24 protein-coding genes and 1 riboswitch are annotated in these 19,039 nt (G+C 59.8%); of the genes, 8 read left to right on the top strand and 16 right to left on the bottom strand.

Annotated features, from left to right (window positions below):
• The 5 genes from AC1DON_RS04115 to AC1DON_RS04095 all read right to left on the bottom strand — a co-directional run.
• On the bottom strand, positions 1-426 hold a 426-nt coding region (locus AC1DON_RS04115), incomplete at its 3' end, for a GTP-binding protein (RefSeq protein WP_476933454.1).
• A 183-nt stretch (positions 427-609) separates the two neighbouring features.
• The gene (gene fusA / locus AC1DON_RS04110; protein WP_476933453.1) at positions 610-2,688 is read right to left on the bottom strand and encodes an elongation factor G; all 2,079 of its coding nucleotides are present in this window, start codon (positions 2,686-2,688) and stop codon (positions 610-612) included.
• 138 nt (positions 2,689-2,826) lie between these two features.
• On the bottom strand, positions 2,827-3,300 hold the full coding sequence (gene rpsG, locus AC1DON_RS04105) for a 30S ribosomal protein S7 (protein WP_476933452.1): 474 nt from the start codon (positions 3,298-3,300) through the stop codon (positions 2,827-2,829).
• A gap of 12 nt (positions 3,301-3,312) precedes the next feature.
• On the bottom strand, positions 3,313-3,684 hold the full coding sequence (rpsL, locus tag AC1DON_RS04100; protein WP_192622442.1) for a 30S ribosomal protein S12: 372 nt from the start codon (positions 3,682-3,684) through the stop codon (positions 3,313-3,315).
• A 239-nt stretch (positions 3,685-3,923) separates the two neighbouring features.
• A complete protein-coding gene (locus tag AC1DON_RS04095; protein ID WP_476933451.1) occupies positions 3,924-4,238 on the bottom strand; it encodes a hypothetical protein in 315 nt (104 codons plus the stop codon).
• 341 nt (positions 4,239-4,579) lie between these two features.
• Between AC1DON_RS04095 and AC1DON_RS04090 the strand changes: the two genes are divergently transcribed.
• Positions 4,580-4,990: a hypothetical protein gene (locus AC1DON_RS04090; protein ID WP_476933450.1), complete on the top strand. Its 411-nt coding sequence runs from the start codon at positions 4,580-4,582 to the stop codon at positions 4,988-4,990.
• Here the strand turns inward: AC1DON_RS04090 and AC1DON_RS04085 are convergent.
• From AC1DON_RS04085 to AC1DON_RS04075, 3 genes are all read right to left on the bottom strand, one after another.
• The gene (locus tag AC1DON_RS04085; protein WP_476933449.1) at positions 4,962-6,590 is read right to left on the bottom strand and encodes an alpha-amylase family glycosyl hydrolase; all 1,629 of its coding nucleotides are present in this window, start codon (positions 6,588-6,590) and stop codon (positions 4,962-4,964) included. The two genes, AC1DON_RS04090 and AC1DON_RS04085, sit on opposite strands and share 29 nt — an antisense overlap.
• Before the next feature lie 138 nt (positions 6,591-6,728).
• The gene (locus AC1DON_RS04080) at positions 6,729-7,205 is read right to left on the bottom strand and encodes a hypothetical protein (protein ID WP_476933448.1); all 477 of its coding nucleotides are present in this window, start codon (positions 7,203-7,205) and stop codon (positions 6,729-6,731) included.
• 99 nt (positions 7,206-7,304) lie between these two features.
• Positions 7,305-7,859, bottom strand: coding sequence for a low affinity iron permease family protein (locus tag AC1DON_RS04075; RefSeq protein WP_476933447.1), 555 nt, complete (start codon positions 7,857-7,859; stop codon positions 7,305-7,307).
• A 175-nt stretch (positions 7,860-8,034) separates the two neighbouring features.
• On the opposite strand from AC1DON_RS04075, the gene AC1DON_RS04070 reads away from it, so the two are divergent.
• From AC1DON_RS04070 to AC1DON_RS04060, 3 genes are all read left to right on the top strand, one after another.
• Positions 8,035-8,499 (top strand): hemerythrin domain-containing protein, encoded by a 465-nt coding sequence (locus AC1DON_RS04070; protein WP_476933446.1) that lies wholly within the window; start codon positions 8,035-8,037, stop codon positions 8,497-8,499.
• 167 nt (positions 8,500-8,666) lie between these two features.
• Positions 8,667-9,278 carry a TetR/AcrR family transcriptional regulator C-terminal domain-containing protein gene (locus tag AC1DON_RS04065; RefSeq protein ID WP_476933445.1) on the top strand — a complete coding sequence of 204 codons (612 nt, stop codon included), beginning with the start codon at positions 8,667-8,669 and terminating at the stop codon, positions 9,276-9,278.
• Positions 9,275-9,688 (top strand): VOC family protein, encoded by a 414-nt coding sequence (locus AC1DON_RS04060; protein WP_476933444.1) that lies wholly within the window; start codon positions 9,275-9,277, stop codon positions 9,686-9,688. The genes AC1DON_RS04065 and AC1DON_RS04060 overlap by 4 nt, the downstream gene beginning before the upstream one ends.
• Here the strand turns inward: AC1DON_RS04060 and cytX are convergent.
• Entirely contained in the window at positions 9,669-10,946 is a 1,278-nt protein-coding gene (gene cytX, locus AC1DON_RS04055) for a putative hydroxymethylpyrimidine transporter CytX (protein WP_476933443.1), read from the bottom strand. The two genes, AC1DON_RS04060 and cytX, sit on opposite strands and share 20 nt — an antisense overlap.
• A 72-nt stretch (positions 10,947-11,018) precedes the next feature.
• Positions 11,019-11,849: a TIGR00266 family protein gene (locus tag AC1DON_RS04050; protein WP_476933442.1), complete on the bottom strand. Its 831-nt coding sequence runs from the start codon at positions 11,847-11,849 to the stop codon at positions 11,019-11,021.
• A 124-nt stretch (positions 11,850-11,973) separates the two neighbouring features.
• Positions 11,974-12,095, top strand: a riboswitch (TPP riboswitch).
• 101 nt (positions 12,096-12,196) lie between these two features.
• Between AC1DON_RS04050 and thiC the strand changes: the two genes are divergently transcribed.
• Positions 12,197-14,050, top strand: coding sequence for a phosphomethylpyrimidine synthase ThiC (gene thiC / locus AC1DON_RS04045; RefSeq protein WP_476933441.1), 1,854 nt, complete (start codon positions 12,197-12,199; stop codon positions 14,048-14,050).
• Positions 14,051-14,103: 53 nt separating this feature from the next.
• Here thiC and AC1DON_RS04040 read toward each other — a convergent pair whose 3' ends face one another.
• Genes AC1DON_RS04040 through AC1DON_RS04030 form a run of 3 tightly spaced genes read right to left on the bottom strand, consistent with a single transcriptional unit; the run spans position 14,104 to position 15,255 of the window.
• Entirely contained in the window at positions 14,104-14,514 is a 411-nt protein-coding gene (locus tag AC1DON_RS04040) for a GFA family protein (protein ID WP_476933440.1), read from the bottom strand.
• The gene (locus AC1DON_RS04035; RefSeq protein WP_476933439.1) at positions 14,511-14,960 is read right to left on the bottom strand and encodes an SRPBCC family protein; all 450 of its coding nucleotides are present in this window, start codon (positions 14,958-14,960) and stop codon (positions 14,511-14,513) included. Before AC1DON_RS04035 ends, AC1DON_RS04040 begins: the two co-directional genes overlap by 4 nt.
• A complete protein-coding gene (locus AC1DON_RS04030; RefSeq protein WP_476933438.1) occupies positions 14,953-15,255 on the bottom strand; it encodes an ArsR/SmtB family transcription factor in 303 nt (100 codons plus the stop codon). The genes AC1DON_RS04035 and AC1DON_RS04030 overlap by 8 nt, the downstream gene beginning before the upstream one ends.
• Positions 15,256-15,400: 145 nt before the next feature.
• On the opposite strand from AC1DON_RS04030, the gene AC1DON_RS04025 reads away from it, so the two are divergent.
• Positions 15,401-15,994, top strand: coding sequence for a D-Ala-D-Ala carboxypeptidase family metallohydrolase (locus tag AC1DON_RS04025; protein WP_476933437.1), 594 nt, complete (start codon positions 15,401-15,403; stop codon positions 15,992-15,994).
• A gap of 530 nt (positions 15,995-16,524) precedes the next feature.
• Positions 16,525-16,929 (top strand): forkhead box protein, encoded by a 405-nt coding sequence (locus AC1DON_RS04020; protein WP_476933436.1) that lies wholly within the window; start codon positions 16,525-16,527, stop codon positions 16,927-16,929.
• A gap of 1 nt (position 16,930) precedes the next feature.
• Here AC1DON_RS04020 and AC1DON_RS04015 read toward each other — a convergent pair whose 3' ends face one another.
• A complete protein-coding gene (locus AC1DON_RS04015; protein WP_476933435.1) occupies positions 16,931-17,170 on the bottom strand; it encodes a hypothetical protein in 240 nt (79 codons plus the stop codon).
• A 150-nt stretch (positions 17,171-17,320) separates the two neighbouring features.
• Between AC1DON_RS04015 and AC1DON_RS04010 the strand changes: the two genes are divergently transcribed.
• Positions 17,321-18,277: a hypothetical protein gene (locus AC1DON_RS04010; RefSeq protein WP_476933434.1), complete on the top strand. Its 957-nt coding sequence runs from the start codon at positions 17,321-17,323 to the stop codon at positions 18,275-18,277.
• Positions 18,278-18,309: 32 nt separating this feature from the next.
• On the opposite strand, the gene AC1DON_RS04005 is transcribed toward AC1DON_RS04010, so the two are convergent.
• On the bottom strand, positions 18,310-18,741 hold the full coding sequence (locus AC1DON_RS04005; protein WP_476933433.1) for a hypothetical protein: 432 nt from the start codon (positions 18,739-18,741) through the stop codon (positions 18,310-18,312).
• 15 nt (positions 18,742-18,756) lie between these two features.
• On the bottom strand, positions 18,757-19,026 hold the full coding sequence (locus AC1DON_RS04000; protein WP_476933432.1) for a hypothetical protein: 270 nt from the start codon (positions 19,024-19,026) through the stop codon (positions 18,757-18,759).
• Positions 19,027-19,039: the final 13 nt, after the last annotated feature.

Here is a 19,039-nt window from a genome sequence, read left to right as displayed (position 1 = left end):
GTCGACCAGGTCGACCTTGTTCATGAACACGACCAGGGCCGGAACGCCGACCTGACGGGCCAGCAGGATGTGCTCGCGCGTTTGCGGCATCGGACCGTCGGCAGCCGAAACGACCAGGATCGCGCCGTCCATCTGGGCAGCACCGGTGATCATGTTCTTCACGTAGTCGGCGTGGCCCGGGCAGTCGACGTGCGCATAGTGACGGTTGGCCGTCTCATATTCGACGTGCGCCGTGTTGATCGTGATGCCGCGTGCCTTTTCTTCGGGAGCCGCATCGATGTCGGCATAAGCCTTGGCAACAGCGCCGCCCGACTTGGCCAGCGTCATCGTGATCGCTGCCGTCAGGGTCGTCTTGCCGTGGTCAACGTGACCAATGGTGCCGATGTTACAGTGCGGCTTCGAACGGTTGAATTTTTCCTTGGCCATTTTTCACTTCCGCTGTCTTCGAGCGGACCTTCATTCGGGTAGGGGTTGAAACTAAAAGGGTATCTTGGAGTTGGCGGCGCGTACCACAGTCTGTGCTACGCGCCAAGTTCCTTTTTTGAGGCGCGCACCTTATCTAAAACTCCGGGATCGAAATCCCAATGTTTTCAGGGGTGCGCTTACCTCTTAGGCGTACTTCTTGATCACTTCGTCGGCAACGTGCTGCGGCACGGGCTCGTAGTGGTCGTACACCATGGAGAACTGCGCACGGCCTTGCGACATGCCGCGCAGGGTGTTGACGTAGCCGAACATGTTGGCCAGCGGCACGAAGGCATCCACGACGATGGCGTTACCGCGCATGTCCTGACCCTGGATCATGCCACGGCGACCGTTGAGGTCACCGATGACCGAACCGAGGTATTCTTCCGGCGTCACGACTTCGACCTTCATGATCGGCTCGAGCAGCTTGGGCCCGCCCTTTTCACGCAGTTCCTTGAAGGCTGCGCGCGCGGCGATTTCGAAGGCCAGGACCGAGGAGTCGACGTCATGGTAGGCGCCGTCGATAAGTGTTGCCTTGAAATCGATCAGCGGGAAGCCGGCCAGCAGGCCGTTTTCCTTGGCCGATTCCAGCCCCTTGGTGACGCCCGGGATGTATTCCTTCGGAACCGCGCCACCGACGATGGCCGAGTCGAACACGAAGCCCGTGCCGGGCTCGCCCGGTTCGAATACCAGCTTGATGCGGGCGAACTGGCCCGTACCACCGGTCTGCTTCTTGTGCGTGTAGTCGATTTCCGCCTTGCGGGTGATCGATTCACGATAGGCAACCTGCGGCGCACCGATATTGGCTTCGACCTTGTAGGTCCGCTTCAGGATATCGATCTTGATGTCGAGGTGCAGTTCGCCCATGCCCTTCAGGATCGTCTGGCCCGACTCGTGGTCGGTCGAAACGGTGAAGGACGGATCTTCGGACGCCAGCTTGGCCAGGGCAACGCCCAGCTTTTCCTGGTCGGCCTTCGACTTGGGTTCGACGGCGATTTCGATAACCGGCGCCGGGAATTCCATGCGCTCGAGGATGACAGGCGACTTGATCGGATCGCAGAGCGTGTCACCCGTGCGGGTGTCCTTCAGTCCGGCCAGGGCGACGATGTCGCCGGCATAGGCTTCCTTGATGTCTTCGCGGTTGTTGGAGTGCATGAGCAGCATGCGGCCAACGCGCTCTTTCTTGTCGCGCGTCGAGTTCAGCAAGCCCATGCCCGTTTCCATCTTGCCCGAATAGATACGGCAGAAGGTCAGCGAGCCAACGAACGGGTCGTCCATGATCTTGAACGCCAGAACCGACAGGGGCTCTTCGTCCGAAGCCTTACGGGTGACTTCTTCTTCGGTCTTGTAGTCGATGCCCTTGGTCGCCGGGATGTCGGTCGGGGCTGGCAGGTAGTCGACGACGGCGTCGAGCAGCGTCTGCACGCCCTTGTTCTTGAACGCCGAGCCACACAGGATCGGGTAGAAGGCGCCGGTCAGAACAGCCTTACGGATGCACTTCTTGATGACTTCGATCGAAGGCTCATTGCCTTCCAGGTACGCTTCCATCGCTTCGTCGTCAAGTTCAACGGCGTTGTCGATCAGGTACTGGCGGGCTTCGTTGGCCTTGTCGACCAGGTCGGCGGGGATTTCTTCGTCGCGATAGGTCGCGCCCAGGCCGTCATTGTCCCAGACAACCGCCTTCATGCGAACGATATCGACCAGGCCCTTCAGCAGGTTTTCCGAACCGATCGGGAACTGGATCGGCACGGCCTTGGCGCCAAGGCGGTCGCGGATCGACTGAACCGACTTGTCGAAGTCGGCGCCGATCTTGTCCATCTTGTTGACGAACACGATGCGCGGCACCTTGTACTTGTCAGCCTGGCGCCAGACGGTTTCGGTCTGCGGCTCAACGCCGGCATTGCCGTCGAGAACCGTAACGGCGCCATCGAGAACGCGGAGCGAACGCTCGACTTCGATGGTGAAGTCAACGTGGCCCGGGGTGTCGATGATGTTCAGGCGCTTGCCTTCCCAGAAGGCGGTCGTGGCGGCCGAGGTGATCGTGATGCCACGTTCCTGCTCCTGCTCCATCCAGTCCATGGTAGCAGCGCCGTCGTGGACTTCACCGATCTTGTGGCTCTTGCCCGTGTAGTAGAGGATACGCTCAGTGGTCGTGGTCTTGCCGGCGTCGATGTGCGCCATGATACCGAAATTCCGGTAATCTTCGATCTTGTGTATGCGGGGCATGGGGGAGCCTCAAAACGTACGGATAATGAAAAGGGGTCCTGCATCGGGACGCTTGTCCCAGATGCAAAGTCGCGGGCGGTTTAGCTCAAACCGCCCGCGCCTCAAAGCAAAATTTTCGCGACTGCAAACCGCAGGCTGTTACCAGCGGTAGTGCGAGAACGCGCGGTTGGCCTCAGCCATCTTGTGCGTGTCTTCACGCTTCTTGACGGCGGTGCCGCGGTTGTTGGCCGCATCCAGCAGTTCGCCGGCCAGCTTTTCCGTCATGGTGCTTTCGCCACGCTTGCGCGCAGCGTTGACCAGCCAGCGGATCGCCAGGGCGCGACGGCGGTCCGGACGGACTTCGACGGGGACCTGATAGGTCGCACCACCGACGCGGCGCGAACGCACTTCGATCGACGGCGAAACGTTATCAAGTGCCGCGTGGAAGGTCTCGATCGCGGTCGCGTCCTTCTTCTTGGCAACGAGGATATCAAAGGCGCCGTAGATGATGTTTTCAGCAACGGCCTTCTTGCCCTCGTACATGACGTAGTTCATGAACTTGGTGACAACCAGATCACCAAACTTGGGATCGGGCAGAACATCGCGCTTCTCTGCGCGGTGACGACGTGACATGTATTCTGCTCCTTACTTAGGACGCTTCGCGCCGTAGTGCGAACGGCGCTGCTTACGGTTCTTGACGCCTTGCGTGTCGAGCACGCCGCGCAGGATGTGGTAACGAACGCCCGGAAGGTCCTTCACGCGGCCGCCGCGGATCAGAACAACCGAGTGTTCCTGAAGGTTGTGGCCTTCGCCGGGGATGTAGCACACGGCTTCGATCTGCGAGGTCAGACGGACCTTGGCAACCTTACGAAGCGCCGAGTTCGGCTTCTTCGGCGTGGTGGTGTAGACGCGGGTGCAGACGCCACGGCGCTGCGGGCAGCCCTTCAGGGCCGGAACCTTGTTGCGCTTGGCCGGAACCTGGCGCGGCTTGCGAAGAAGCTGGTTGATTGTGGGCATCGAAACGATGACTTTCCGTATTGTGGAGACCTGTGCCGTTTGGCCGGAGGATCTCGGTTTTCATTTTGACAGTTCAGAGATCCAGATCCAGACAAACACAAAAGCCGCAACCTGCGCTATGGAGGTTACGGCGGGGACACAGCCCCTGCGAAGATCAGTATCCAGACGGGTTTTAACGCCCACCTCGAAAATGGTCTGGGCGCTATAGAGGAGCGGATGCGCTGCGTCAAGCGCGATCGTTACTGAACCAGCGGTTTGAGCGGGTCAACAGGTCCCATGATCTTAAACGGCCCCAAACCTTCGGGCTGCCAGGTCAATGCCAGGCTACCAGGCGGATGACCACTCACCCTGACAAAGTACCCTGTACAGGTTTCGGAACAGGCAATAACCGCGACATCGATAAAGCGATAGAACGTCACGTCGTCGATGTAAATGAAGTCAAGGCACTCTTCGATGGTGATCCATCTACCGTCCTGGCCGAATGCGACGAGCTTGATTAAGGTGAGCGCCGGGAGCTTTCGCTCGAAAATCTCTTCAGCCTGAGATTTAGCCACGGAAAGCGCCGCCTTAAACAATTGCGCAAATTGCGCCCTATTAATTGTTTTGCGCCTTTTGCCGCGCTCGACGCGCGTCCCCCTCCGCCATCAGGCTTTCTAACGTGACCTCTTCGAAGTCCTCTTCATCCAGTTGCCGGGCGCAAAGCAGAAGATATTCCCTCAGCATATCCTGCTCTATTTGATTATACCTCGGCATGGTGGCAACCTCCGTTTGCAAGCCATCATACCAAAGCGCATTTAATCGAACAGTAGCATAACGCAGCTATATTGCCGCCATGTCTGGACCGGCGCAGCCCATTGTTATCCGAAATCTCACGCCCCTGGTTGGCTGGATCTTCATGAGCATCTGGATGAGCGGGATCAGCGTGTTCACCTGGCTGTTCTTCCGCGACGGCGGCTTTCACCAGTTCGATCCCTGGCTGGAACGCGGCGTCATGGCGCTGTTCTGGGTGTTTGGCGTGGCCGGCTGTGGAGCCATGCTCGGCCAGCCGCTGACGTACGTCACCTTCACCGCCGGGACGGTCCATGTCGGTCAGCGCTGGCTGCTGAAACATCAGCAGGAAAGCTTCGCCATCAACCGCTTGTCCGCTCCGGAAATACACCAGCGAAAGGACAGCGATGGCGATCCCTATTACACTCTGGTCCTGACCGCAGGGGGCCGCGATATCGTCCTGAAGGAAGGCAACGACAAGCCGACGCTCGAGCTTCTGCGCACTCGACTTATTTCCGAGGCGCACTTCCAGCGGTAAGCACCACCGTCGCCTTGGGCGCCACGGTCACCGACACCTTGCCGGCCGACGGCGTCACCGCCCCCTGCCCGCCCAGCGCGTATTGATAGGCGCCCTTGGCATCGAGCGTCACCGTCTGCGGCTCAGTTGAGACATTGGCGATGACGACCGCCTGCTGCGCCTTGTCGGTGCGGGTGAAAGCGAGATACGGATCGCCCGCCTTTGATAGCAGCTTGAACGCGCCGGTGGCGATAACCGGGTGTGCCTGGCGCACCTTGTACAGCGAGGTGTAGTAGGCCAGCAAAGAATCCGGATCGTTTTCTTGCGCAGCCACATTAACGCCGGCGACATTGATCGCCACGTCGCGATAGGGCTTGCCCGTCGTAAAGCCGGCCGTCTTCGTATCCCCCGTCCAACTCATCGGCGAGCGCAGCCCGGGATCGTTGTGGACGCCGCCATTACTCATGCCAATCTCTTCGCCGTAATAGGCAAAGGGTGTCGCCGAAGCCAGTATCGCGATGGTCGCCGCCACGCGGTAATTGGCCCCGCCATTGACGCCGAACTGGTTGGTCAGCCGGTCGCCGACATAGGAGTCATGGCTTTGCAGCGCCAAAGGCGTCAGGTCGAGCTTAGGGTCCTGAAGGAGGGTGACGACTTCTGGCGCCACCATGCCCTTCTTGATGCCGTCAATCAGGTGCTGCTGCACGCCATAGGCAAAGGCCGAACAGGCTTCGAGATACAGTTCCCGGCCTTCCGACGCCTCGCAGATCAGATAGCGATTGTCGTATTCATCCATTGTCTTGCGCAGATCCATGATGAGCGCCGCATTGCCAGGATTGTTGAAGTAGGACGCCTTGCCGTCTTCCAGCAGCATGGTCACAGCATCGAGGCGCAGGCCATCCACGCCCTTGTTCAGCCAGAAGCGCATGCTGTCTTTGAGATAACTAACGACCTTCGGATTACGCAGGTTCCAGTCGGGCATCGAGGTGTCGAAGACGCCGTAATAGAGCCCTTCGCCGTCCTTCGCCGGCTTCCACGGATCGGTCCAGTAGGCGCCGGAAACGCCGCGCATCTTTTCATCGTACCAGCCGGGATTTTGATCAGCAAAGATGTACCAGTCGCGATAGGCGCTCGATTTCGATTTAGCGGCATCGAGGAAGATGGCGTTGCCGCTGCCCGAGTGGTTGATGACATAGTCGATGATGACGCCGACGCCGCGCTTATGCGCTTCGGCCAGGAATTCATCGAAGTCGGCCATGGTGCCGTATTGCGGATCGATGGCGCGGTAGTCGTTCTGCGCATAGCCATGGTCGTGGTCCTGGCTGGGGCCGATCGGCATCAGCCAGATGCCGGTGACACCCATCTTTTGCAGATAGTCAAGCCGCGAGGTCAGCCCCTTGAAGTCGCCAATGCCGTCGCCATCGCTATCTTGATAGGAGCGCACAAAGATCTCGGTGAAGGCGGCTTGTCTGTTCCACCCCTTGGGCAACGCGCTGGTCTTGTTGGTCACCGGCACGGGCGACACATCGATCGCCGCCTGGGCCGATACAGCCATAGCCAGGCACGCCGCCGAAGCCATCAGGCACGCACGCACGCGTTTACCAATCGATGAGAAAACCATGTCCGCAGTCCCTGTATTATGTGTTGGGACGACCCTGCCACTTAGCGGCAAGCCTGGCTATTGGAATACGTATTCCTGGACGGCTGAACCTTTCGCGGCAATTTCTGATCAGACAAACCGGCTTTACAGCGGTATCAATTAACCGCCGATAACGCGATAGGTGACGTGGACACCATCCCACGACGGCTGAAACGCCCACATCTGGCCACCGCGCCGACGAATGAAAGCCTCCTTGTCAGACAACCAGCGCAGCCGGAGTTTCGCCTCACCGTCAAAGCTGCCGATCATGCGCTCGCTGCCGAAACCGCCTTCGGTGTCCCGGAGCAATATCAGTTGCCGGTCGTCGGCCGCCATACAGGACACATGCACGATCTGCAGTTCATGGGCGCCGCCCGGCGAGGTGACCGCCGCGCCGTTGCTGCTATCGCACAACGGCCCCGTCCCGTGGTCGTACTGCCAGTAAACCCACGATACCAGCGCCAGAGCCAGTCCGGCAACCGCGAAGCCGCCGTACCAGTACCAGTGATGGCGCTCCTTGGGATGGGCGTAGCCGTGCGGAACATGGTGCGGAGACGCACCACCCGATCTCACTGCATTGGGTCCGGAACCGGACATGACGAACCTCGGTCGCCCGCATAAACACGGGCCGAAAATTGACGCTAAGGTCAGCTTATCAGTTCCGGCATTTCTGAAACGTTAAAGCGCCGGACGCGCCTAATGGTGCAGGGACACCTTGCGCGGCGGCGCGGCTTCACGGACCTCCTGTCCCGCCGCGACCTCCTTCAGTTCCTCGCGCGCCTCGGCAGCGACCTGGCTGAACTTTTCCTGGACCTCTTTCAGTTCCTCCTCGCTCATCTCGTCCATGTCGATCAGCGCCGTTTCAGCCGTGTCGACCGCCCGGATGAGTTCATCGAGCTTGAGCTGGATCAGTTTGGAGTCACGGTTTTGCGAGCTCTGGATCAGGAAGACCATGAGGAAGGTGACGATGGTCGTGCCGGTATTGATTACCAGTTGCCAGGTGTCCGAGAACTTGAAGATCGGGCCCGTCACCACCCAGACAACGATAACCATAACGGCCAGGAAGAAGGCGACCGGACTGCCCGTCCAGCACGACGTCGTCTGCGAAAAGCGCGTGAACCAGCCCTTGCTGTTGCCAGCATTCTCGGCAACCTCGGCTTCCGGCGCCTGGGCGCGCCTGCGTTTTGCGCGATCACGGCTGTTGGCTGTCTTGGCCTTCGGGCGGGATTTCGTCTTGGCGTCAGTGGTCATGAGGCGACAATGCCAGCCGCGCACGTAAGGAAAAAATCGCAGCGCGACGGGACTTGTATAAATTTCACGCCGCCCGGGCACTTATGGAAAATTTACAGCCGACGCCACAGTCGCCATTTCATCGGTATTTCCACGCGCGCATCCTCCCTGGATAAAAACATACAGGGAGCCCATCATGGACATTTACAACTATATCCGTCAGGACCACCGCAAGGTCGCAGGCCTTATGGACGAACTGCTTTCCATCAACCTGTCGGCCGTTCAGGAACGCATCTTCCGCAAGATCCGTATGGAGCTGAGCCTTCATGCCGAAGCCGAGGAACAGACCTTCTACAAAGCGATTCGCGAGGCATCCGAGCGCGCCGATATTGAGGCGCGCGTCGTTCAGGCACACGAGGATCACGACGAAATCCGCGAACTCATGACCTTTCTGGTCAACGAGTCGGTCGGCGGCCCGCGCTGGATGGAGAAGTTCGGTGAACTTAAACACGCCGTCACCCACCACGTTAAGGAGGAAGAGGTGGAGATGTTCGCAAAGGCGCGCCGCCTCCTCAGTGACGAGCAGGCCCGGCAACTGGCGAAGGATATGGCCAAGGTCAAGCAGACCATCCGGGTGCCGGAACACGAACCGACAGAATAGCCGGTAGATTCATCCACAGATTTACGCCGCTCCGGCCACCGCCGGGGCGGTTTTGTTTTACCCGCGCCCTTGCCCGGACCCCGCCTTCGTGACTAAATTTATCAGCGATAAGTTGCTTATCACTGATAAATTCCGTAAGCACATTTGTAATACCGACCTCCCATTCCATGAAAATCGATAAAACTGCTATAATCAGCGCCGCGCTCGACCTGCTGAACGAGGTCGGGATCGACGCGCTGTCGACGCGCGGCCTGGCCCAGCGGCTGAACGTCCAGCAGCCGGCGCTTTACTGGCACTTCAAGAACAAGCAAGCCCTGCTGACCGCTATGAACGCCGTCATGCTGCGGCTTGGCCACAACCACCGAGAGCCCTTACCCGGCCAGTCATGGCAGGCTTTTGTCCGCGACCAGGCTGTAAGCTTTCGAAAGGCCTTGCTGAAGTTCCGCGACGGGGCGCGCGTCCATGCCGGCGCACATACCGAACACGAAGACATCGAACAGATGGACCGCACGCTGCGCTTCATGACCGGCCACGGCTTTTCAGCCGCCGACGTCATGAACCTGGACATCGCCGTCCGGCGCTACGTCGTCGGCTGCGCATTGGAAGAACAGAATGAAGCACCACCAGCGGAAGCCGCCGCGGCGCTGGACGCAAAGCTTCGCCCCTACCCGGCCCTGACCTCAGCCATGGGCCATTATCGCCGCCGGTCGGACGAACAGCATTTTCTCGACGGCCTGGACTTGCTGATCTGCGGCTTCGAAGCCAGATATCCACAATGATTAGAATCCAGGACATCGACCACGTCGTTTTCAGAGTGCGCGACCTCGACAGCATGGTTGCGTTTTATACAGGCGTGCTCGGTGCCAAATTTGAGAAGTATCAGGAAGGCCCGGGCCTCTACCAACTGCGCGTCGGCACGTCGCTGATCGACCTCGTCCCGATCGATGGCAAGCTGGGCCAAATGGGTGGTGCTGCGCCGGGCACGGAAGGCCGCAATGTCGATCACGTCTGCTTTCGCGTCAGGCCCTGGGACGAAGCCGCCATCCTCGCCCATCTGAAACAGCACGGTATCGCCGGCGAAGTCGCGTCACGTTACGGCGCCGATGGCGAAGGGCCATCCATCTATCTCAGCGATCCCGAAGGCAATATGCTTGAGCTGAAAGGCCCGCCTACGGTCTCAGTCGCTTGAGCCCGAGATAGGCCACGCCCGCCGCAACAAGCGCCGGAATCGTCGCGCCCAGCGTCGGCAGAAAATGCGCGATGCCGTGGAAGATGCAGATACCGAATACCCAGGCCACGAAAGCCGGCAGGTTGATTACGCCATAAACACCATGCGTCCGGTCGATATCAGCCAGAACCACCTGACGCTTGCGAACCAGGAAATGATCGGTCAGCAGCACGCCGTAGAGCGGCGCAAACACCGAGCCAATAAGCAGCAGGAAGGACAGATACTCTCCGACCGGCACGACCAGCGCCAGAACCGTACACAGCAGACCGAAACCCAGCACCAGATGCTGAACACGCAGAGGCACGAGACTGGCCGTCGAAGTCCCGGCCGAAAAGACATCGGCAAAGACATTATCGGTTTCGTCGATCAGGATCATCAAGAGCGCCAGCCCCCCGCCCGCCGCTGCCAACGCCGACAAGAGCAGATCCTGGCCGTCGTGGCGCGCTGCCAGCGCGAACCCTGCGCCCAAGGCAAAGAACCAGATGTTCGCCAAGAGATAGCCAAGCGCCGTGCCTTTGAAAACCGATCGCGATGAGGTGCCAAACCGGCTGTAGTCGGCGATCAAAGGCAGCCAGCTCAGCGGCATGGCGACGACAATATCGATCCCGCCGCCCAGCGACACAGAACCGTCGCCTTTGTAATTGAACAGCTCTGCCAGATCGTGCCGCGACAGTAGCGTCCAGGTCAGCCACACCGCGCCCAGCAGGATCAGCCATATGCCGAACCGCCGCAGGAACTTACGCACAAAGCTCAACGGCCCCAGGACTGCCAAAGCCGTCGCCGCCAAACCAAACACGATCGTCCACACCACCGGCGCGCTGAAGCCGAAGTTCGATCCGGCCAGTTGATCGGCGGCATCGCGCATGGCGATGATTTCGAACGTCCCCCACCCGACCAGCTGGATGATGTTCATCACGGCCGGAACGGAAGCGCCGCGCACGCCAAGCGTCGGCCTGAGTGCCGCCATGGTGGCAAGCCCCGTATCGGCACCGACCACGCCGGCCAGGGCCAGCAACCCGGCGCCCAGCAGACTGCCGATGACAATGGCGGTCAGTGCGCCGACGAGCGACAGGCCCGGCACCAGAAACGCTCCGGCCTGAAGCACCAGCAGGCCGATGCCAAGGCTGAACCACAGCGAGAACGCATCGCCAGTGCCCAGGACGCGCTTATCCTGAGGCACCGGCACAAGCGGATTATAGCTGTCGGTCTCTTTGGACATGGTTCGGCCCCGAAGAATCGCAAAGCCCGATCGTGACCGAACGTACGCCATCCGACAAGTTGGGCGGCAAGTTTAGCGGTTACCGCCGATCAGGTCGCCAAACTGACCAAGGATCGAGCCTTCACCACGCGACGGCCCTGCCCCGCCGGCAGCTGCCATCATCCGGCCGGCCAGACGCGCAAACGGCAACGACTGGATCCACACCTTGCCCGGCCCGCGCAGGCGCGCAAAGAAGACGCCTTCGCCAGCGAACAGCATCGACTTGATGCCGCCGGCCTGGACCAGATCGAAATCGACCGTGTCGGTAAAGGCCGCGACGCAGCCGGTATCAACGTGCAATTCCTCGCCGGGCGCCAGGACGCGCTCAACGACCATGCCGCCGAACTGGACGAAGACCCAGCCGTCGCCCTCAAGCTTCTGCATGATAAAGCCTTCGCCGCCGAACAGACCCGTCATGATCTTCTGCTGGAAGGCGATGCCGAGTGATACGCCCTTTGCCGCCGCAAGAAACGCGTCCTTCTGGCAGATCAGGCGGCCGCCGATATCTGACAGCTTGAGCGGCAGGATGGCGCCCGGCACCGGTGCCGAAAAGGCGACGCGCGCCTTACCGTGGCCGTTGTGCGTAAAGACCGTCGTAAACAGGCTTTCGCCGGTGATCAGGCGCTTGCCCGCGCCCAGGAGCGATCCCATGAAGCCCTGCTTCTGGCCCGAGCCGTCACCGAAGACGGTGGTCATGCCGACGCTGGCGTCCTTCCACACAAAGGCGCCGGCTTCGGCGATGGCGCTCTCACCCGGGTCGAGCTCGATCTCGACGAACTGAAGCTCCTGGCCCTTGATCTCGAAATCGATGTCGTCGGCGACGCCCGACTGACGGTGGTGGGTGCTGGGGACGGCGGTTAACATGGGAATCTCCTGTTAGGTCGCCACAGATGTAGCGCGCCACTCAAAGATGAGAAGAGACTTTATGCCGGAAAGTGGAGTCACAATTTCGATATTGAACCGGCTCCCCTATCCCTCTATGACTCACAACAGTTCACCGGAGTGTCCGCAGGCCAATGCGGGCTGAGACGGGAGGCTTTTACGCCGCCTCCTAAAACCGCCGAACCTGATCCGGGTCATGCCGGCGAAGGGAGTTGGATACGCTTGCCGCCTGTAATGGGCAAATGAGCGCCCGCAATCTACGCGCATGATCCCTCGTATTATTTTTGCCCTACCGCTTCGCTGCTTGAGGGCTATTGAGGGATTACACAATGAACAAGCCCATCAAGGACTTACGTCCGATCAAGGTCGAAGCCTCGCCCTTCCCCGGCTCGAAGAAGGTCTATGAGCCCGGCGTCCTCTTCCCCGAACTGCGCGTGCCGTTCCGCGAAGTCGCCCTTCAGCCCGAAGCCAATGAGCCGCCGGTCAGCCTCTACGATTCGACCGGCCCCTACACCGAAGAGAACTTTGTCCCCCAGATCGACAAGGGCCTGCCGCGCGTTCGCGAACAGTCCGTGCTCGACCGCGGCGATGTCGAATTCATCGAAGGCCGCAAGGTCAAGCCAGAAGACAACGGCAATGTCTCGCCCGAGCGCCTGGCGCCGGAATTCCCCAACCTGCCCAAGGTCCTGCGCGGCAAGCCCGGCAAGCTGGTGACCCAGCTCGAATACGCCCGCGCCGGCATCATCACGTCCGAGATGGAATATATCGCCATCCGCGAAAACATCCGCCGCTCTCGGTCCGCCGAAGTCATCCGCGATGGCGAGGACTTCGGCGCCTCGATCCCCGACTTCATCACACCGGAATTCGTCCGCGACGAAGTGGCCCGTGGCCGCGCGGTCATCCCGGCCAATATCAACCACGCCGAAGTCGAACCGATGATCATCGGCCGCAACTTCCTGGTCAAGATCAACGCCAATATCGGCAATTCGGCCGTCACCTCCTCAATGGAAGAAGAGGTCGACAAGATGGTGTGGGCTATCCGTTGGGGTGCCGACAACGTCATGGACCTGTCGACCGGCCGCAATATCCACAATATCCGCGAATGGATCCTGCGCAATTCGCCGAACCCGATCGGCACCGTGCCGATCTATCAGGCGCTGGAAAAGGTCAATGGCGTCGCCGAAGACCTGACCTGGGAAGTCTATCGCGACACCCTGATCGAGCAGGCCCAGCAAGGCGTCGACTACTTCACCATCCATGCCGGCGTCCGCCTGGCCTATGTCCACCTGACGGCCAAGCGCGTCACCGGCATCGTCTCGCGCGGCGGCTCGATCATGGCCAAGTGGTGCCTGGCACACCACAAGGAGAACTTCCTCTACACACACTTCGAAGAGATCTGCGACATCATGCGCGAGTATGATGTGACCTTCTCTCTGGGCGACGGCCTGCGCCCCGGCTCGATCGCCGATGCCAATGACCGCGCTCAGTTCGCCGAACTGGAAACCCTGGGTGAACTGACGCAAGTCGCCTGGAAGAAGGGCTGCCAGGTCATGATCGAAGGCCCCGGCCACGTGCCGATGCACAAGATCAAGGCCAATATGGACAAGCAGCTGGCGACTTGCGGCGAAGCCCCCTTCTATACCTTGGGGCCACTGACGACCGACATTGCGCCAGGCTATGACCACATCACCTCGGGCATTGGTGCGGCGATGATCGGCTGGTTCGGCACGGCCATGCTGTGCTACGTCACGCCTAAGGAACATTTGGGCCTGCCCGACCGCAACGACGTCAAGACGGGTGTGATCACCTATAAGATCGCCGCCCACGCCGCCGACCTCGCCAAGGGCCACCCGGCCGCACGCGCCTGGGACGATGCCCTGTCGCGCGCGCGTTTTGATTTCCGCTGGGAGGATCAGTTCAATCTCGGCCTCGATCCGGATACGGCGCGGGCCTTCCACGACGAAACCCTGCCTAAGGAAGCGCACAAGACGGCGCACTTCTGTTCGATGTGCGGGCCGAAATTCTGCTCGATGAAGATCACGCAGGAGGTCCGCGACTACGCCGCCAACATGACCGACAACGAAAAGGCGGACTTAGAGGCCGCCACCGGCATGGCGCAGATGTCGCAGAAGTTCAAGGACATGGGCAGCGAAGTCTATATCCCGGCCGAGCCGGCGGAATAACCTACTCCGTCACTCCTCCCCATCGCTGCGCGACAGGGAGGAGTGACGGAGAATTATCCCGGCATCTTCGGGAACTTTGGCGCGTCAGGATCGAGGTGATCCCACGCGTGGCCTCGCGACGCGTAGGTCACGATCTGAGGCTGATAAAGTTGTGGCTCATCAAGGCTCGCGGGGCGAACGGTCAGGATGTCCGGTGTGGCAGCGAAGGTCATGAAGACGGGCGATCCGCACGTTCGGCAGAAATGGCGGATCTTGACATTGCCGCTGTCGCCGCGCATCTCAAAGCCAGTCGCTGTCTCAGGGGTAGTCACACCCTCGCTCGGGAAAACCACGTGCGACGCATGGCCCGTGCCGCTTTCACTTTGGCAGTCGAGACACTGACAATCCACCATGGCCAAGGGTTCGCCGGAAATCTCGTAGCGGACGGCACCACAGGCGCAGCCGCCCTTCCACACCCGGTTCATGCCGCACCGCCGACGACGGTTTCGCCAAGACGCGGGACGATCTTGCGCCAGCCCTCGCCCATATTGGTCAGCGCGATCTCATTGCGCGGCACGACAAAGCCAGCATGGATCAGTTTCACGCGCGTCCCGCTGCCTGCCGGTTCCAGCGTCCAGCTGACGACCGTATCGAGCAGCGCACCGTAGCCGACATTGCCGGCATCGCCCGACTGCCAGCTATAGACCAGACGCGACTGCGGCGTGATCTCCAAAATCTCACAGCGGATCGTGCCGTCCCAGGCGCCCGCCGGCTTGGTGGTAAACGTAAAGCGGTTGCCCCTCACAGGTTCGAACCCAGTCGCCGGCATCAGCCAGCGTCCGATCAGGTCGCCCGTGGTCAGAGCCTTCCAGATGATGTCTGGCGTGTGCGGCAGGACCTCTTCGACGACGATATTCTGCGTGTCAGTCATGGTCGATTTCCTTCAAAAGGTCGCGGAGATTGCTGAAACGGTCTTTCCAGAAGACGCTGTAATGGTTCATCCAGTCGGCCAGCGGCGCCAGGCCTTCGGGTTCGGCGCGGTAGTAGACCTTGCGGCCCTCAGGCCGTTCGGCGACCAGCCCGGCCAATTTCAAGGCCTTCAGATGCTGCGAGATGGCGCCCTGCGTGACGCCGCTGCCGTGCGTCAGGTCGGCGACGGTGATCTCGTCAGTCGAGACGACGCGCTGGAACACCGCCCGGCGGGTCGGGTCAGCCAGGGCACGCAAAACGGAATCTATGGGAGCGGCTTCGATCATAAAATCAAATTAGCCAATACTAATGTATTAGTCAATGCTAATTTAAAGGCGCCATAATTCCGGCGCTGTCGCGTGTGTCCATCAAGACATGACACACCGGTTATCGTCGCTGTTTTTGATCAGTCTTTTCCTCACCGGCCCCGCCCAGGCCGAAGCGCCGAACCGATTTTCCGAGGCAGCTTTCGCGACCTGGCGTGACGCGCGCCCGGAACGGACAACCCAGTTCGCGGCCTTTCAGTCCTTCCTGACCCAGAATGGGGCCGCGGACATCATACCGGCCTACCAGTTGTGGCGAACTTCGTCGTCTTCCGCCCTGTGCCACACCGACGCCTTTGTTGTCCCCGATCGCGCCCACTGGCCGCATATCGTCACGACCCTGCGCTTTGTCCGCGATCAGGTGCGGCCGGCTATCGGTCCCGTCGAAGCTGTCTCAGGCTATCGCGACGAAGCGCTCAACGCCTGTTCGGGCGGCGCGCGACACAGCGCCCACCGCACCTATTACGCCCTTGACCTCGTGCCGCTGACCGCCAATCTCGACCGCGCGATGCTGATCGATCGGATGTGCGCTGTCCACGCCGGCAAGGGCGCGCAATACAATATCGGACTCGGCTTCTATTCCGCCCGCCGTTTTCACATCGATTCCAAAAGCTTCCGCCGTTGGGGAGCGGACGGCACCGGCAAGACTTCACCTTGCAAAACCATGCCTTGATGTACTGCAAAATCTTGCCGTAGCGTATATGACACCGGTTTTCCCATTTGCGTGTCAGGAATTGACCTGCGGCGCCGGATCGCCTTCCCTGACAGAAACAAGCCGCACAGACGGCAATGAAACGGGGACCATTATGTTATCGATAGCCGTGCTGCCTGGCAAACAGGCCCCGCCCTGGCAAACGATCGTAACACACAGAATGGCTGGTCGAGTTGGCGGAAAGTAGGATTCCGCCGCTCCCACCCTCCCTAGATCGGAACGACGTCAGGGGGCTTCGTTCCGATCTAGGGTTTTATTGCCGCATCGTATCCTGACAGGTGGAAGCCCTACCCGGCCGTCATCAGGAGGCCGCCATGACCAAGATATTTGCAAAAGGCGACAAGAGCGGAGGCACGCATGCGCATAAGCCTGACGCCCTTAAAAAGCGATCGCCTTGATTGAAGAACGGCGTATTGCACGTGTCAGCAAGTGAATATAGGCTGCGGTGAAGGCAGTAAAAGACGCGTTATGAAAATGCTTCAGGAGGTATCATGTCCCCTTTATTGCGTTTCGTTCCAATTTCCGGCCTGGTCATCATTTTGTCGCTGCCCGCGCCGATGGCATCGGCCCAGGATGTAGCGCCCCAGGCGCCGTCCCGGACTCCCAACGAGGGCCGTGTCAACAGCTCTCCGGAAAGCCGATGGGATAACCCGTCCACCTACCAATCATATCCGCAATACAAGCGCTCCAAGGGCGCTTGGGAGAGGTCCGGGCGCTCAAATCTGTCGCAGCACGGACGGCGCGCGATGAGGTATGGCGTCGAGGCCGAACGCAACGGTGACAAAGAGAAGGCATGCGAATATTACAGCACCGCACAACGGGCCTTTTCCAGCGCCAGGAACAGTAAAGGCATGGAGGAAAGCGAGATAAATATATCCCGGACCTGCCAGGCATAGCTCAGGCTAACATGCGGCGCGGCGAAATGGTCGTGTTGTAGATGACCAGCACACGCGGTGCGTCCGCGTGAGTCGGCATGGCGCGGCCACGTTCGTCATAAAGGCCCGGCCCTATGGCGAAGATCGGCGGCTTCATGCGCATCTGAACCACCAGTTGCGGCCGTTGAAAGCCGTCCAGTTCCACCCAGCAGCAGTCGAATAATCTATCGGCAAAAGCTTTGCCGGTGCGCGCACGCGTCACGTCAGAACTCCAGGAAACAATTAGCGGCGTTCTGCGCGATGTCGTTTCGCATTTGTTCCGGCGCTCTGTCTCAGGTCAATTCACAAATTTGTTTCAGCGGCATGCTTCTTGTAGGATCGCGGGCGATCACCACGCAAACGGGATGCAGCCATGGCATTTGACCAGGATTCGAACAGCCTGATCCAGAAATGGGAAAAGGACGCCCGCCGCGTGCGCAATGAAGTCACCCGCTTCAACCATCGCCTGGCCGAAACGGGTCTGTTCGAGGATGAAGCCCTGGCGAAGCTGCTCGACATCCATCCGTATGAGGAACTAACCATCTGCACCATGCGGCCCAATCCACCGGCCTTCGAACGCTGGATTGCCGGCGAAGCGCGCGGCCTGGATGGCGGGCAGTTGCTGGAGGCCGTCAAGCAGGGCCGTTTCTGGATCAGTCCGCGCCACGTCATGACGACCAATCCCGTCTATGCCGACCTCTTCCGCCGGCTGATGAGCGAATACCGCGAAGCCACCGGCCTGACCATCGCCTCGTCCGACGGCGCCCTGATCTTGTCGAGCCCGAACATGGGCGTGTTTTACCATGTCGACCTGGCCGAAACCATGCTGTGGCACATCCGCGGCCACAAGACGATCCACCTTTATCCGCCGCACGAACCGTTCGTTTCGGAGGCGTCGCTGGAAGCCATCCTGCTCAAGGAAAACCTGACTGACCTGCCCTATTCGCCCGAGCTAGAAGCCGGCGTTATGCAGGTCGATCTGGGACCGGGGGACGCAGTGTCGTGGCCGGTACATTCGCCGCACCGCGTCTGCAATGGCGACGACCTGAACGTATCGATCTCGATCGAATATACCACGCCAAAGACAGTGATGCTGAACGGCGTCTACTATTTCAACGGCCGCGTTCGCCGCATGACCGGCGTCGACCTGTCAGCCAAAAAGACGCCTGGCGTCCTCAAGCCCGTCTGGGCCGTTGGCGCCAAGGCGCTGAAAATCCTGGCACCGCGCAAGGTCACCGCCGAAACGACGCACGAACGCCGCTTCGACATCGACTTCAATGCCAGGCATTGCATCGCCTGGCGCGGTCAGGCGCCGGACTGGGCTGCTTAACCCGCCTCAGATATTCCTGCGCACCCTGGCTGTCATGTGCAGCCATTACCCTTAAATGTGGCTGATGTCACAACATCATCTTTGATAGTAAAGTGGGCTTCACAATCCGCGTTAAGAACCGCCCCCCTATCAAATTCAGGTTCATCATAATCAACCTGACGCGAGAAGGTTGCACCTCGATCTACATAAGTTTCTGTCCGTTGCTTTCGAACCATACTGACAGGCGGCTTACCGCCCATAGTGGCTGTATTATCCTTTTTAAACACCCACAGCGAAGATCCATCGCTCAATGTAGACTTATCCTGAGGTTGCCCCCATTGCTCAATGACTTGTGCAGTATTTTTGCCTACCCACTTGACCAGGCCTTGCCCCCCCTCTGTCGTCGCGCATCCGGCAAGTCCAACAGCCGTGAATATAAGCAACGCTACGCTTACCTTTACTCCAGTCATTAAAGACGCTGGCATTTTATGCCTCCCCGGTTAGAATTCAAAAATGAAATCAACTTTTACCAATAAATTAATTGATAAGAAAAAATCAAGCCCGCTCAACATCAAAAGAAGAGCATGAGACAAAAAAGCTGGCCCTGAGTCGTCAGAAGCGGCTTTTATATAGCAGTCCTGTCCTTTGGCGCCTGCCGCCTTCAGCAGGTCCGTTGTAAAGCGGTACGGCACCTCGCTTTTCTGCCACGGTCGCATATGCTCCATGACCGCTCCGGCCTTTGCCTGTCCGGCGGCCAAAGCAGCCGCCATAAACATCCATCGC

The sequence above is a fragment of the Asticcacaulis sp. P4_H10 genome (assembly GCF_056400965.1).
The sequence above is the reverse complement of the archived record's forward strand: the minus strand, read 5'-3'. Positions and strand labels throughout refer to the sequence as shown.